At 73.4% G+C, this 13,889-nt stretch carries 11 protein-coding genes; 8 read left to right on the forward strand and 3 right to left on the reverse strand.

Annotated elements, in window-relative coordinates; translation table 11 throughout:
• Window positions 1-121: 121 nt before the first annotated feature.
• Window positions 122-976 (reverse strand): hypothetical protein, encoded by an 855-nt coding sequence (locus tag ABTZ91_RS20470; RefSeq protein WP_352078601.1) that lies wholly within the window; start codon window positions 974-976, stop codon window positions 122-124.
• 387 nt (window positions 977-1,363) lie between these two features.
• Here ABTZ91_RS20470 and ABTZ91_RS20475 point away from each other — a divergent pair, with 387 nt between their 5' ends.
• The 4 genes from ABTZ91_RS20475 to ABTZ91_RS20490 all read left to right on the forward strand — a co-directional run bounded on the left by ABTZ91_RS20475 (window position 1,364) and on the right by ABTZ91_RS20490 (window position 5,819).
• A complete protein-coding gene (locus ABTZ91_RS20475) occupies window positions 1,364-1,720 on the forward strand; it encodes a cupin domain-containing protein (RefSeq protein ID WP_352078602.1) in 357 nt (118 codons plus the stop codon).
• A gap of 384 nt (window positions 1,721-2,104) precedes the next feature.
• Complete coding sequence (locus ABTZ91_RS20480) at window positions 2,105-3,442, forward strand: discoidin domain-containing protein (protein WP_352078603.1); 1,338 nt, start codon at window positions 2,105-2,107, stop codon at window positions 3,440-3,442.
• The gene (locus tag ABTZ91_RS20485) at window positions 3,442-4,809 is read left to right on the forward strand and encodes an MFS transporter (RefSeq protein ID WP_352078604.1); all 1,368 of its coding nucleotides are present in this window, start codon (window positions 3,442-3,444) and stop codon (window positions 4,807-4,809) included. Before ABTZ91_RS20480 ends, ABTZ91_RS20485 begins: the two co-directional genes overlap by 1 nt.
• A complete protein-coding gene (locus ABTZ91_RS20490; RefSeq protein WP_352078605.1) occupies window positions 4,806-5,819 on the forward strand; it encodes a hypothetical protein in 1,014 nt (337 codons plus the stop codon). The genes ABTZ91_RS20485 and ABTZ91_RS20490 overlap by 4 nt, the downstream gene beginning before the upstream one ends.
• A gap of 57 nt (window positions 5,820-5,876) precedes the next feature.
• On the opposite strand, the gene ABTZ91_RS20495 is transcribed toward ABTZ91_RS20490, so the two are convergent.
• Both ABTZ91_RS20495 and ABTZ91_RS20500 read right to left on the reverse strand, forming a co-directional pair.
• Window positions 5,877-7,121, reverse strand: a complete 1,245-nt coding sequence (locus ABTZ91_RS20495) for an MFS transporter (RefSeq protein ID WP_352078754.1) — start codon at window positions 7,119-7,121, stop codon at window positions 5,877-5,879.
• A 145-nt stretch (window positions 7,122-7,266) separates the two neighbouring features.
• A complete protein-coding gene (locus ABTZ91_RS20500) occupies window positions 7,267-7,830 on the reverse strand; it encodes a methylated-DNA--[protein]-cysteine S-methyltransferase (protein ID WP_352078606.1) in 564 nt (187 codons plus the stop codon).
• Window positions 7,831-7,985: 155 nt separating this feature from the next.
• Between ABTZ91_RS20500 and ABTZ91_RS20505 the strand changes: the two genes are divergently transcribed.
• The 4 genes from ABTZ91_RS20505 (at window position 7,986) to ABTZ91_RS20520 (ending at window position 13,758) form a co-directional block, all read left to right on the forward strand.
• On the forward strand, window positions 7,986-8,891 hold the full coding sequence (locus tag ABTZ91_RS20505; protein ID WP_352078607.1) for an MHYT domain-containing protein: 906 nt from the start codon (window positions 7,986-7,988) through the stop codon (window positions 8,889-8,891).
• 78 nt (window positions 8,892-8,969) lie between these two features.
• On the forward strand, window positions 8,970-11,102 hold the full coding sequence (gene uvrB, locus ABTZ91_RS20510; RefSeq protein WP_352078608.1) for an excinuclease ABC subunit UvrB: 2,133 nt from the start codon (window positions 8,970-8,972) through the stop codon (window positions 11,100-11,102).
• A gap of 175 nt (window positions 11,103-11,277) precedes the next feature.
• The gene (locus ABTZ91_RS20515) at window positions 11,278-11,856 is read left to right on the forward strand and encodes a TerD family protein (RefSeq protein ID WP_352078609.1); all 579 of its coding nucleotides are present in this window, start codon (window positions 11,278-11,280) and stop codon (window positions 11,854-11,856) included.
• 39 nt (window positions 11,857-11,895) lie between these two features.
• Entirely contained in the window at window positions 11,896-13,758 is a 1,863-nt protein-coding gene (locus tag ABTZ91_RS20520) for a TerD family protein (RefSeq protein ID WP_352078610.1), read from the forward strand.
• Window positions 13,759-13,889 lie beyond the last annotated feature (131 nt).

The raw sequence follows: 13,889 nt of genomic DNA on the forward strand, positions 1-13,889 counted from the left end.
GGGGGCGGCGTGGGCGGGACCCGTCGCGGTGCCGGTCGGGGCGCCCGTGGACGCCGGGCCGCCGACTCCCGGCGAGCACCCCACGAGGAGGACACCCGCCAGGAGAAGGCAGCGGACGTGCCTACCAGACGTAGCCACGGCCGCCCATGATGGTGGTGATCGTGTCGGAGGAGATGTGCGCCGACTTCGGTACGGACCCGGCCCACGAGATGACGCTGGTGCTCACCCCGCCCACCGGGTCGAGGTAGTTGACCTGCCCGGCGGCGGTGTCGGTGTTGTAGCCGTCGATCGCCACCCAGTGGAAGATCTCGATGTTGGGGTGCCCCACGAGGTGCGGACCACCCGGCACCTCCCAGGCGTTGCCCGCGATCGCGTAGTCGTAGTCGGTGTTGTGCGTGATGTGCTGCTTGAAGTTGGTCTTGTCGGTGGCGGTCGGGGTGTAGGGCAACGCCTTCGGTACGTAACCGGCGCCGGGCAGCCGGTGGTTGAGCGCGTCGGCCATCGGGTATCCGGTCGGGTTCGGCACGTTGATGTTGATGCCGTACCAGGCGGTGCCGTTGGTGTTCGTCTTGAGCAGCGTCGCCGCGTCCTGCTGCGAGCGGCCGCCGACCTCGTCGTGGGCCGACTGGGCGATCACGAGGGCGGCCGGGCCGCACCAGTAGGAGGTCTTCTGCGACTGGTGGATGCCGCCGGACAGCTTGTACCCGGCGAGCGCGCCCGAGGCGCCGAGCGTGCGCACCCGCTCGTACGTTCTGGCCGCCTCGGCCTGCTTGGCGTCGGCGAGCCGGCGCTGGGCGGCCGTCAGGTACTGCGGCCCGAGGGTGTCGTGGGCGGCTTTGTACGCGGCGCCGGGCGCGGACCCGGGCCCCGGCTGACCGGCGGAGGCCGACGAGGCCGAGGCGGCGGGGGCGGTGGTGGCGGCGGCCAGCAGTGCGGCGGCGCCGAGGACGGCGACGCGGACATGGGTGGGGGTCATCGCACTCTCCTGTCCGAAGTGGGGGGAGGAGCGGGAAGAACGAGCAGCTCCGAGGGGAGTGTGACGGTCCCGCGCCCCACCTGACAGAGGGCGCGGCGCAATCCCGCGGACCAACATTGGGCGCACCAAAGGCGCCGCCTCCGACCAGCGGAGACCTCCGCCGCCGACGCCCGCGCGGAGCACGGTTTTCGGCGCGGGGCGCAAGGCGCGGGGCGCGGGTCCGGGGTGCGGGGGCGCGAGCGGGGGTGCGGGGCGCGGGGGCGCGAGGCCCGGCCCCGGACGCGCGGCGCGGGGCCGGGGGCCGGATGCGGGGCGCGGGGCCGGGGCCGTCTCCCACGAGGTCCCACCCCGGCCCCCGCCCGCATGCCCCCGCTACAGTCACCGCCCATGACCACACACGCGCAGCCCTCCTTCGCCGTCCACATCCCCGACGCCGACCTCGAGCCCGAGCCGCTCGACCCCGCTCAGGTCCTCTCCGGCAGCCCCGAGGTGACCGGCAAGGTCCTGTGGGAGTCCGCCGACGGCAAGCAGATCCGCGGCATCTGGCAGATCACCCCCGGGGTGGTCACCGACACCGAGGCGAACGAGCTGTTCGTCGTCGTCAGCGGCCGTGCCACGGTCGCCGTCGAGGGCGGCGACACCCTGGAGCTCGGTCCCGGCGACGCCTGCGTGCTGCGGGAGGGCGACCGCACCACGTGGACGGTGCACGAGACCCTGCGCAAGGCGTACCACATCAGCCTCTGAAGCCGGCAGCCTTCTGAGGCCATCGGTCCGAGGCCGGCAGCCTTCCGGGGCCATCGGTCTCTGAGGCCGGCAGCCTTCCGAGGCCATCGGCCTCCGGGGCCGGCAGCCTCCCAGGGACCGGAAAGGTCTCTGGTTCCCTTCGGGACGAGCCGAGCCGAGAGTCTGGTAGGAAACTTTCCTATCAGCTAGCATCCCGGGCGGCGGCTTGGCGCGGCGCCCGTTCCCCGACGCCCTCGGGGCGCGGGCGTGACGCGCTCAGTGAGAGCTCTGACCCGGCCGCCACGCACCGCGGCACGCCCTTCGGCGCCCGACGCCGGCGGACCGGGCCGCGCTGCCCGCACCGGTGCCCAGCTCTCGTCCTTCCCAGGCAAGGGAGTCACAGGTATGCGCCCGCACGCCTCAACCCCACCGCACCGCCCCGTCCTGACCCTCCTCCTCGCCGCCGTGCTGCTCCTCACCGGCGGCCTGCTGATCGCCCCGCCCGGCCGCGCCGACGCCGCCGACCCGCTCCTGTCCCGCGGCAAGCCCGCCACCTCGTCCTCGAACGAGGACTCCACCCTCACCCCCGACAAGGCCTTCGACGGCAACCCCGCCACCCGCTGGGCCAGCGCCGAGGGCTCCGACCCCCAGTGGATCCGCGTCGACCTCGGCACCACCGCCTCCGTCTCGCGCGTCCGCCTCTCCTGGGAGGCCGCCTACGCCAAGGCCTACCGCGTCGAGATCTCCGCCGACGGCGCCACCTGGACCACGCTCGCCACCGAGACCGCCGGCAACGGCGGCACCGACGACTGGACCGGACTCACCGGCAAGGGCCGCCACCTCCGCGTCCACGGAACCGCCCGCGGCACCTCGTACGGCTACTCCCTCTACGAAGTAGAGGTGTACGGAATCGCCGACGGCACCACCCCGCCGCCCACGACCGGCTCCTTCACCGTCGTCGCCGCCGGCGACATCGCCGCCCAGTGCACCGCCTCCAGCAGCTCCTGCGCCCACCCGAAGACCGCCGCGCAGGCCCAGCGGATCAACCCGAAGTTCTATCTGACGATGGGCGACAACCAGTACGACGACGCCCGGCTGTCCGACTTCCGGAACTACTACGACAAGACCTGGGGCGCCTTCAAGGCCAGGACGCGGCCCGCGCCCGGCAACCACGAGACCTACGACCCGGCCGGCCCGCTCGCCGGCTACAAGGCGTACTTCGGCGCGCTCGCCTACCCCGCGGGCAAGCCCTACTACAGCTACGACGAGGGCAACTGGCACTTCATCGCCCTCGACTCCAACTCCTTCGACGACCCCGCCCAGATCCAGTGGCTGAAGGACGACCTCGCCCGCACCACCAAGGGCTGCGTCGCCGCCTACTTCCACCACCCCCTCTACTCCTCGGGCGGCCACGGCAACGACCCCGTCTCCCAGCCCGTCTGGCGGATCCTCTACGCCGCCAAGGCCGACCTCGTCCTCAACGGGCACGACCACCACTACGAGCGCTTCGCCCCGCAGGACCCGGACGGCAGGGCCACCCCCGACGGGATCGTCGAGATCGTCGGCGGCATGGGCGGCGCCGAGCCGTACCCCATCGAGACCGTCCAGCCCCACAGCCAGAAGCGGATCAGCGGTTCGTACGGGGTGCTGAAGCTGGACTTCACCGACACCACCTACACCTGGCAGTACGTCGGCACCGACGGCCGGGTCAAGGACGCCGCCCCGACCTACACCTGCCACTGATGTACCTCGCGACCACCGGTCGCCCGAGCGTGCCGCCCGCCCCCTCGGGGGCGCGGCGGCGCGTCTCCGGCACCGTCCTCGCCCTCGGCACGGTCAGCCTGGTCACCGACGTGTCCTCCGAGATGGTCACGGCCGTCCTGCCGCTCTATCTTGTGCTCGGCCTCGGCCTCACGCCCCTTCAGTTCGGCTTCCTCGACGGGCTCTTCAACGGGGCCACCGCCCTCGTACGGCTCGCCGGCGGCCACGCCGCCGACCGGGGCGGCCACCACAAGCAAGTCGCCGGAATCGGCTACGCCCTGTCCGCCTGCTCCCGGCTCGGCCTGCTCCTCGCGGGCGGCGCGGCCGGCTGGATCGCCACCGCGCTCGCCGCCGACCGGCTCGGCAAGGGCATCAGGACCGCCCCGCGCGACGCCCTCATCACCCTCGACAGCCCGTCCGACGGCCTCGGCCGCGCCTTCGGCGTCCACCGCGCCATGGACACCATCGGCGCGCTCCTGGGTCCCCTGGCCGCCTTCGCGCTGCTGTGGGCCACCGCCGACGCGTACGACGCCGTCTTCGTCGTCAGCTTCTGCACGGGGCTGCTCGGCGTGCTTCTCCTCGTCGTCCTCGTCCCCGGGGGACGCCGGGGAGCGGACGGCACGGCGGACGGGAGCGGAGGCGGTGGCAGGGGCAGAGGTGGGGGTGGGGCCGGTGCGCCGGCGCGGCCGCGTGCCACCTGGCGCGAGCTCACGGCGCCGCTCCGGCTGCCCGGAGTGCGCCGGGTCACGCTCGGCGCGGCCCTCCTCGGCGCGGTCACCGTCGGCGACGCCTTCCTCTACCTGCTGCTCCAGCACCGGACCGAACTGGCCGCCACCTGGTTCCCGTTCCTGCCGCTCGGCGCGTCGGCCGTCTATCTGCTGCTCGCCGTACCGGCCGGGCGGCTCGCCGACCGCATCGGCCGCCGGCGTCCCTTCCTGTACGGGCACGGGGCCCTGCTCCTGGCCCTCGCACTGCTCCTCGCCCCGGTGCCGGGCCCCGTCCTCCTCGTCGGCGTCCCGGTGCTGATCGGGGTGTTCTACGCGGCCACGGACGGGGTCCTGATGGCGCTCACCGGCCCGCTGCTCCCGCCCGCGCGGCGGGCGAGCGGGCTCGCCCTCGTCCAGACGGCGCAGGCACTCGCCAAGGTGGCCGCCGCGACCGGCTTCGGCGCCGCGTGGACCCTGTGGGGGCCGACGACCGCGCTCGCCCTCGCCGTGGCGGGGCTCGCGACGGCCCTGTGCTGCGCCGTACGTCTGTTCCCGGCCGGGGTGGCGGAGCCGGCCGGGGTGTCCCGGGCGTCCGAGCCCGCCGATCCGTCCCCGCCGTCTCGCGAAAGGGAACCGTCATGACCGAAAGCACCATGGCGAGCGGCCCGACCCGGCGTCGCCTCTGGGCGCTCGTCCTCGGCGTGCTGCTGCTCGCCGGCGGGGCCACCGCGTACACCCTGCGGGCCGCCGACCGCCCCGGCGCCCCGACCGCCGCCGACCGACCAGGCGCCCCGGCCGCCGACGAGGGCTTCACCCTCGACGGGCCCGCGGGCGCCCTCTGGTTCCGCGACACCGCGAGCGGGCGTGTCGCCCGCGAGGAGCCGTCCGCGCCCGGGGGCCGTCTCGCGCTCGGACCGCGCTGCGAGCGCTTCCACGCCGCCGGGGGCACCGCGCTCTGCCTCCAGCTGCGCCCCGGGGTGCCGGCCCGCTCGTACGTGATCGTCCTGGACCGGCGGCTGCGCGAACTGCGCAGGATGAGCCTGCCCGGCATCCCCAACCGGGCCCGCGTCTCCGCCTCCGGCCGGGTGCTCGCCTGGACCACCTTCGCGACCGGCGACTCCTACGCCACCGCCGCGTTCTCCACCCGGACCTCGGTCCTCGACCTGCGCACCGGCTATCTGATCAAGAACATCGAGCAGATCCCGCTCACCCTCGACGGGCGCCGCCACCACGCCCCCGACGTCAACTACTGGGGCGTCAGCTTCGCCCGCGACGACAACCGCTTCTACGCCACCGTCGCCACCCAGGGGCGCACCCATCTCGTCGAGGGCGACCTGCGGGCCTGGAAGGCGCGCGCCCTCAAGGAGAACGTCGAATGTCCGTCGCTCTCCCCGGACGGCACCCGGATCGCCTACAAGAAGAAGGTCTCCAAGGACACCCGCGCACCCTGGCGGCTGCACGTCCTCGACCTCGCCACCCTCCGCGAGCACCCGCTCGCCGAAGCGCGCTCGATAGACGACCAGGCCGCCTGGACCGGTCCCGGCACCCTGTCCTACGCCCACGAGGGAGCGGTGTGGAGCGTGCCGGCCGACGGCACGGGAGCCCCGCGCCGGGTTCTGGCCGGAGCGACCTCACCGGCGGTGCCGCGGTGAGGGCCGGGGTGTGTGGCGGATCCGGGATGTTGGATATCGGATCCTTCGCACCCCCGCTCAGCCCCGCCGCCCCACTCCCCGTACCGCCAGCAGCGCCACCACCAGCAGGCCCGCCCCCACGACGTTCAGCCACCCGTATCCCGCCTGGGCGACGATCAGTCCGGCCGCGAGCCCGCCGAGCCCCGCACAGGTGTTCATGGTGAAGTCCGAGAGTCCCTGGACGGCGGCCCTGGCCGCCTGGGGGACGGAGTCGGTCAGCAGGGCCGAGCCGGAGACGAGCCCCGCCGACCAGCCGAGGCCCAGGACGAAGAGCCCGAGGGCGACCTGGCCGTGGCGTGGACCGGCCGTGCCCGCGAGCAGGGCCGCCACCGCGGTCAGCGCCACGGCGAGGCCGATCACCGTGAGCCGCCCGAGCCGGTCGGACAGCCAGCCCATCACGGGCGAGAAGGCGTACATGCCCGCGATGTGCCCGCTGATCACCAGACCGATCAGCCGGATGTCCGCCCCGTGGTGGGCGAGCGCGACCGGGGTCATCGACATGATCGACACCATCGCGGTGTGCGAGCCGGCCACCGTGACCAGGGCGAGCCGGGCCCGGGAGGACTCCCGTACCGCCCGCAACCCGGCCTTCAGGGACCGGCCGTCGGCCGTCTCCGCCTCCGCGGGCGCGGCCAGCGCCCGGGCGGTCAGCAGCGGGTCGGGGCGCAGCAGCAGCGCCACCATGACGGCGGCGGCCACGAACACGCCCGCCGCCCAGACGAACGGCCCGGCCGCGGCCGGGATACCGAGACCGGCCACGCTCTCGCCGGCCGGAGCGGCGATGTTGGGGCCGAGGACGGCCCCGATCGTGGTGGCCCACACGACCGTGGAGATGGCCCGCGCCCGCCGGTCCGGCTCGGCGAGGTCGGCGGCGGCGAACCGGGCGGCGAGGTTGGCCGAGGAACCGGCGCCGAAGCCGACCAGGCCCGCCAGGAGCAGCGGGAAGTCGCCGAGGTCGGCGCCGAGGACGGCGACGCCCGCACCGACGGCGCCGACGAGATACGCGAGGACCAGTCCGGCCCGCCGCCCTCGGCGGGCCATCAGGGCGGCGAGCGGCATCGCCAGGAGGGCGGGTCCCGCGACCGCGGCCGTCGACGCGAGCCCCGACAGCGCCTCCGTACCGCTGACCTCCTTGGCGAGGACCGCGGCGAGCGCGAACCCGATGGCGATGCCGAGCCCGCCGAGGATCTGCGTGGCGATCAGCACCGCCTGGATGCGGCGCCGCACGGCGGGAAGCCCGGCGGGGGAGCCGGGTATGGATATCGCGGTCGACTGGAGCGCGCCGGGGCCGTCAGGAGCGTCAGGGGCCTTGGTCACTTACACATAGTGCCAGTCCACCCTCGACCGGGGAACGCCGAGTGCGCCGTTCGGCCGCCCCTCGCGGACGCCCCCCGGCAGGCCGTCCGGCTCAGAACAGCGGCTCCGGCAGCACTCCCTCCAGGGCGAGCAGCCTCCGCTTGGTCTCCAGCCCGCCGCCGAAGCCGCCGATCCCGCCGTCGCTCTCGACCACCCGGTGGCACGGCACCACCAGCGGCAGCGGATTGGACCCCATCGCCGCGCCGACCGCCTGCGCGGCCGTCGGCTGCCCGACCCGGCGGGCCAGCTCCCCGTACCCCACCACCGTCCCGTACGGGACGGTGCCCGCCAGCTCGCGCAGCACCTGACGGTTGAATCCGGTCACCAGCGACCAGTCCAACTTGACATCGAAGCGTCGGAGGCTCCCGTCGAAATAGGCCCCCACCTGCCGTATCGGCCCGGCGAGCCGGCCCGACGCGCTCTCCACGAGCGCCCCGCCGAACGCGCCGGCCAGCCGCCCGAGCGCCCGCTCCCGTCCCCGCTCGTCGGCGTGGAAGGCCACGCTCACCAGACCCCGGTCCGTCGCGGCCAGCAGCAGGGGACCGATGTCGCTGGGCACCACCGCCCACTCCACCCGCCCCGCCGTCGGCTCCGTCTCCGGCTTCTCCCGCTCCATGCAGATCACCGTACGACCCGCCACTGACAAAGGGGCAGGCCAATTCCCGGACGGCATGGCCGCCGGGCCTCGCCGGGCGCCATAATCCGATAGCACTACTCAGCGGTACCGACTGTTTTCGGACGACGTTGCACCAGGGGTGGAGGACGACGCTCATGCAGGGCACGGTCGACGGATTCAGCTACGGACTGGTCACGCCGGTGGCCGCCTTCCTCATGGCCTGCCTCGGCGGGGCGCTGGGACTGCGCTGCACCACCAGGTCGCTGCGCCACCAGGACACCTTCAAGGCGGGCTGGCTGGCGCTCGGCGCCACCTCCATCGGCACCGGCATCTGGACCATGCACTTCATCGCCATGATGGGCTTCACCGTCCACCAGGCCCCGATCAGCTACGACCGGCCCATCACCTTCGCCAGCCTGGGCGTCGCCGTCGTCATGGTCGGCATCGGCATCTTCATCGTCGGCTACCGCGGCGCGACACCGCTCACCCTCGTCACCGGCGGGACCATCACCGGCCTCGGCGTCGCCACCATGCACTATCTGGGCATGGCCGGCATGCGCCTGCACGGCGACATCCAGTACGACACCCTCACCGTCGCCCTGTCCGTCGTCATCGCCGTCGTGGCCGCCACCGCCTCCCTCTGGGCCGCCGTCTCCGTCCACGGCTTCCTCGCCAGCCTCGGCGCCAGCATGGTGATGGGGCTCGCCGTCAGCGGCATGCACTACACCGCCATGGCGGCCGTCGACGTCACCCTGCACGGCACGCCCGCCCCCGGCACCGGCGACACCGCCACCTCGCTGCTGCTGCCCATGCTGATCGGCCCGGCCGTCTTCCTGGTGCTCGCCGCCGTCGTGGTCATGTTCGACCCGCTGCTCGTCATGGGCGAGCCGGACTGGCAGCGGCCCGCCGCGCGCGGCGGCCACGGCCACGGTCTCCCCGGCCTGCCCACCCAGCGCCGTACCTCGGCCTACGGCGAGCCCGCGAACTGGTCGGCGCGCCCCGCCACCCGCTCCGGCCGCAGGGGCGCCTACCGCGACACCTATCGCACGCAGGACTGGTGAGGCCCGGACCGGCCCGCGCCGTGACGGCGGCGGGCCGATCACCCCCCGACTGTCGGTGCCGGGTCGTACGGTGGTTGCATGCGGCCCGTTTCCAAGATCGAACGTACGGTGGCGCCCTTCGAGGTCGTCAGCCCCTACCAGCCCAGCGGTGACCAGCCGGCGGCCATCGCCGAGCTCGACCGGCGCATCCGCGCCGGCGAGAAGGACGTCGTCCTGCTCGGCGCCACCGGCACCGGCAAGTCGGCGACCACCGCCTGGATGATCGAGAAGCTCCAGCGTCCCACCCTGGTGATGGCGCCGAACAAGACACTGGCCGCCCAGCTGGCGAACGAGTTCCGCGAGCTCCTGCCGAACAACGCGGTCGAGTACTTCGTCTCGTACTACGACTACTACCAGCCCGAGGCGTACGTCCCGCAGTCGGACACCTACATCGAGAAGGACTCCTCCATCAACGAGGAGGTCGAGCGGCTGCGCCACTCCGCCACCAACTCGCTGCTCACCCGGCGCGACGTCGTCGTGGTCGCCTCCGTCTCCTGCATCTACGGCCTCGGCACCCCGCAGGAGTACGTCGACCGGATGGTCTCCCTCAAGGTCGGCGACGAGATCGACCGCGACCAGCTGCTGCGCCGCTTCGTCGACATCCAGTACACCCGCAACGACCTCGCCTTCACCCGTGGCACCTTCCGCGTCCGCGGCGACACCATCGAGATCTTCCCGGTCTACGAGGAGCTCGCCGTCCGCATCGAGATGTTCGGCGACGAGATCGAGGCGCTCTCCACCCTGCACCCGCTCACCGGCGAGGTCATCAGCGACGACGAGCAGCTGTACGTCTTCCCCGCCAGCCACTACGTCGCCGGACCCGAGCGCATGGAGCGCGCCGTCAACGACATCGAGCGCGAGCTCGACCAGCGCCTCAAGGAGCTGGAGAAGCAGGGCAAGATGCTGGAGGCCCAGCGGCTGCGCATGCGGACCACGTACGACATCGAGATGATGCGGCAGATCGGCTCCTGCTCCGGCATCGAGAACTACTCGATGCACTTCGACGGCCGCGAGCCCGGCTCCCCGCCCAACACCCTCCTCGACTACTTCCCCGAGGACTTCCTGCTCGTCATCGACGAGTCGCACGTGACCGTGCCGCAGATCGGCGCCATGTACGAGGGCGACGCCTCCCGCAAGCGCACCCTCGTCGACCACGGCTTCCGCCTGCCCTCCGCACTCGACAACCGCCCGCTGAAGTGGGAGGAGTTCCAGGAGCGCATCGGCCAGACCGTCTACCTCTCCGCCACCCCCGGCACCTACGAGCTGTCCCGCTCCGACGGCTTCGTCGAGCAGATCATCCGCCCGACCGGACTCGTCGACCCGGAGGTCGTCGTCAAGCCGACCGAGGGCCAGATCGACGACCTGGTGCACGAGATCCGGTTGCGCACCGAGCGCGACGAGCGGGTCCTGGTCACCACCCTCACCAAGAAGATGGCCGAGGACCTCACCGACTACTTCCTGGAGCTCGGCATCCAGGTCCGCTATCTGCACAGCGACGTCGACACCCTGCGCCGGATCGAGCTGCTGCGCGAGCTGCGCGCCGGCGAGTACGACGTCCTGGTCGGCATCAACCTGCTCCGCGAGGGCCTCGACCTGCCCGAGGTCTCCCTGGTCGCCATCCTCGACGCCGACAAGCAGGGCTTCCTGCGCTCCGGCACCTCGCTCATCCAGACCATCGGCCGCGCCGCCCGAAACGTCTCCGGCCAGGTCCACATGTACGCGGACACCGTCACCCCGGCGATGGCCCAGGCCATCGACGAGACCAACCGCCGCCGCGAGAAGCAGGTCGCCTACAACAAGGCGCACGGGATCGACCCGCAGCCGCTGCGCAAGAAGATCAACGACATCGTCGCCACCATCGCGCGCGAGGAGATCGACACCGAGCAGCTCCTCGGCACCGGCTACCGCAGCGCGAAGGACGGCAAGGGCGCCAAGGCCCCGGTGCCCTCGCTGGCCGCCCACGCACCCAAGGGCAGGGGCGCGAAGGCCGGATCCACCGTCGAGCTCGGCGACCGTCCGGCGACCGAACTGGCCGGGATCATCGAGGAGATGACCGACCGCATGAAGGCGGCCGCCGCCGAGCTGCAGTTCGAGGTCGCCGCCCGGCTGCGGGACGAGGTGGCGGAGCTGAAGAAGGAGCTGCGCCAGATGAAGGAGGCGGGCCTGGCCTGACGGCTGCCGCCGGCGGCCCCGGTGCGGCGGCCCGGTGTGCCGGTCCGGCGCGGCCCGGTCTGCCGGTCCGGCGTGGCCCGGTGTGTTGCAAGACCGACACAAAACCGGGCCGCTCCGGGCACGTTGTCAGTGCCCCTGCGTAGGGTGCTGATCACACCGATGAGAGGGGCAGCGCGTGACGGTCAACATGACCAAGGGACAGGCCATCAACCTGGAGAAGAAGGACGGGGGAAGCCTGACCTCCGTGCGGATGGGCCTCGGCTGGAAGGCGGCGCCCCGCCGCGGCCTGTTCGGCTCGCGCACCCGTGAGGTGGACCTCGACGCCTCCGCCGTCCTCTTCGCCGACAAGCAGCCCGTGGACGTGGTCTTCTTCCGCCACCTGGTCAGCGACGACGGTTCCGTCCGCCACACCGGCGACAACCTGGTCGGCGGCGCCGGCCAGGGCGGCGACGACGAGTCGATCCTCGTCGACCTCCAGCGGGTCCCGGTCCACATCGACCAGATCGTCTTCACGGTGAACTCCTTCACCGGCCAGACCTTCCAGGAGGTGCAGAACGCGTTCTGCCGCCTCGTGGACGAGACCAACGGCCAGGAGCTCGCCCGCTACACCCTCGACGGCGGCGGCCAGTACACGGCGCAGATCATGGCGAAGGTGCACCGGGCAGGCTCCGGCTGGCAGATGACGGCCCTGGGCAACCCGGCCAACGGCCGCACCTTCCAGGACCTGATGCCCTCGATCTTCCCGGTGCTGTAAGCCCATCCCGGTTCATCGTCACGGAGAGACGGAAAGCCCATGACCGCCGAGCTGGTCCGGGGGCAGAACCACCCCCTGCCCCACACCCGCCTGGAGATCCGGGTCTCGGCCGGTCATCCGGTCGTCGCCGCGGCCACCCTCGGCGACGACCAGGGCCGCGTCCCCGGCGCCGAGGCCGTCGCCCACCCGGGTGCCGCCGCGCTGCCCGGGGTCGAGGTGCCCCGGCAGGCCGCCGTCCGGCACCGGCTCGCGGTCGACCTGGAGGCGGTACGGGACACGGTCCACCGGGTCTTCGTCCTCCTCGCCCTGCCCGTCGGCGCGGACGGCCCGGTCCGGTTCGGCGCCAGCGCCGCCCCCGTCGTCACGGTCACGGCGCCGGACGGCACGGGCATCGCCGACTACACGATCACCGGACTCGACCGTGAGTCCGCCGTCGTGGCCCTGGAGCTCTACCGCCGTCAGGGCGCCTGGAAGGTCCGGGCCGTGGGGCAGGGGTACGAGGGCGGGCTCGCCGCCCTCCTCGCCGACCAGGGCCTGACCCGCCCGGCGGAACTCGCGGGCACCATCCTGGAGGCCGTCGCCCAGGGGCTGTCCCGCTCGGTCGCCGCCCCGCCCCCGCGCGTCCCGGACGCCGACCGGATCCGGCAGCCCGCCCCCGCCGCGGGCGGCGGGCCCGTCGACTACACCCACCCGAGCCGCCGCCCCGCGGCCCCCGAGGCGGCCCCGCCGCCGCCCCGGGACCCGGCGCCCGCCACGGCCCCGGCCCCCGTCGCGGGCGACGCGAGCGGCTGGTCGATGGACGAGCGGCTCTACAACCAGGTGTGGGGCATGTTCGAGGACCTGGCCCGCACGACGGCCGCGTACCGCAGCGCCTGCCAGTTCGCCGAGTCCCGCCTCGACCAGGAGCTCGACCGGGTCCTGTCGGATCCCCGGAGCAGGATCGGCGGCGCGGGGGACGCCGCCCGGGCCGCGGCCAAGGCCCGGCACGACGAGCTCACCGCCCGCGCCCAGGAGGCGCTGGACCGCGACCTCGCGCAGCTCACCGCCGAGTCCGAGGTGGTCGAGCCCGCCCTGCCCGCCGCCTACGCCCGCTGGGACAGCCCGGTGTGGCAGGGCTACCGGGTCCCCATGGAGGCGCCGATGGCGGTCCGTCTGGGCGACCTCCACCTCCCGGAGCGGACGGGGCTGCGCATCCCCTTCCTGGCCCGGCTGCCGCTGGCCAGGGGGCTCTGGGTGGACAGCGGGCGCGGCCACTCCGAGGCGGCCGCGCTGCTCGACGGGGCCGAGCTGCGCCGGCTGGCCCTGGACGCGGCCGTCGCGCACGCGGTGCGGCTGCTCGCCGTGCACCCGGTGGACCGCTTCCGGGTGCAGATCATCGACGCGGCGGGTGCGGGCGCGACGGCCTTCGCGCCGCTGGTGGAGTCGGGCGTGCTCCAGGCCCCGCCGGCGGCGGGCGCGGCCGGCGTGTCGGCCGTCCTGAACGGGCTCACCGAGCGGGTCGACCTGTTGCAGATGGCGCTCGGGGGCGGTGCGTCCGACGATCTGCCGCCGGGGCTGGACACGGCCCAGCAGCTGCTGATCGTGCACGACTTCCCGCACGGCTTCGACGACCGCGCGGTCACCCAGCTGCGCTACCTCGCCGACGAGGGACCGGCCGTCGGCACCCATCTGCTGATGGTCGCCGACCGGGCGGACGCGGCGGCGTACGGGCCGGTCCTCGATCCGCTGTGGCGTTCGCTGACGCGGCTCACCCCTGTGGCGGACGACCACCTGGCCGATCCGTGGGTCGGCCACGCGTGGACGTACGAGCCGCCGGTCTTCCCGGCGGGGAGCGGGGTGCTGCGGCAGGTCCTCGCACAGGTGGCCGACGCGCGGCGGCAATGGGGACAGGACCGGCTCTGACCTGCTGTTTTGGGCGTGCTTTACCCTTCCCTTTACCTTTCCTTGGTTCTTCGGGTAATGTTCTCGGCACGGAGGGGAGTACTCCCCATGCGCGGCGCACCCGTCAATACGGACAGGTCGGACACCTGATC

Origin of the sequence: Streptomyces sp. NPDC126499, assembly GCF_040302485.1 — a bacterium.
Classification (GTDB): domain Bacteria; phylum Actinomycetota; class Actinomycetes; order Streptomycetales; family Streptomycetaceae; genus Streptomyces.

Coding starts and splice junctions, on each gene's coding strand:
- ABTZ91_RS20500 (WP_352078606.1), bottom strand. CDS start 7,830: ATGGAGCGGGAGAAGCCGGAGACGGAGCCGACGGCGGGGCGGGTGGAG.
- ABTZ91_RS20470 (WP_352078601.1), bottom strand. CDS start 976: ATGACCCCCACCCATGTCCGCGTCGCCGTCCTCGGCGCCGCCGCACTG.
- ABTZ91_RS20480 (WP_352078603.1), top strand. CDS start 2,105: ATGCGCCCGCACGCCTCAACCCCACCGCACCGCCCCGTCCTGACCCTC.
- uvrB (WP_352078608.1), top strand. CDS start 8,970: ATGCGGCCCGTTTCCAAGATCGAACGTACGGTGGCGCCCTTCGAGGTC.
- ABTZ91_RS20475 (WP_352078602.1), top strand. CDS start 1,364: ATGACCACACACGCGCAGCCCTCCTTCGCCGTCCACATCCCCGACGCC.
- ABTZ91_RS20505 (WP_352078607.1), top strand. CDS start 7,986: ATGCAGGGCACGGTCGACGGATTCAGCTACGGACTGGTCACGCCGGTG.
- ABTZ91_RS20520 (WP_352078610.1), top strand. CDS start 11,896: ATGACCGCCGAGCTGGTCCGGGGGCAGAACCACCCCCTGCCCCACACC.
- ABTZ91_RS20485 (WP_352078604.1), top strand. CDS start 3,442: ATGTACCTCGCGACCACCGGTCGCCCGAGCGTGCCGCCCGCCCCCTCG.
- ABTZ91_RS20490 (WP_352078605.1), top strand. CDS start 4,806: ATGACCGAAAGCACCATGGCGAGCGGCCCGACCCGGCGTCGCCTCTGG.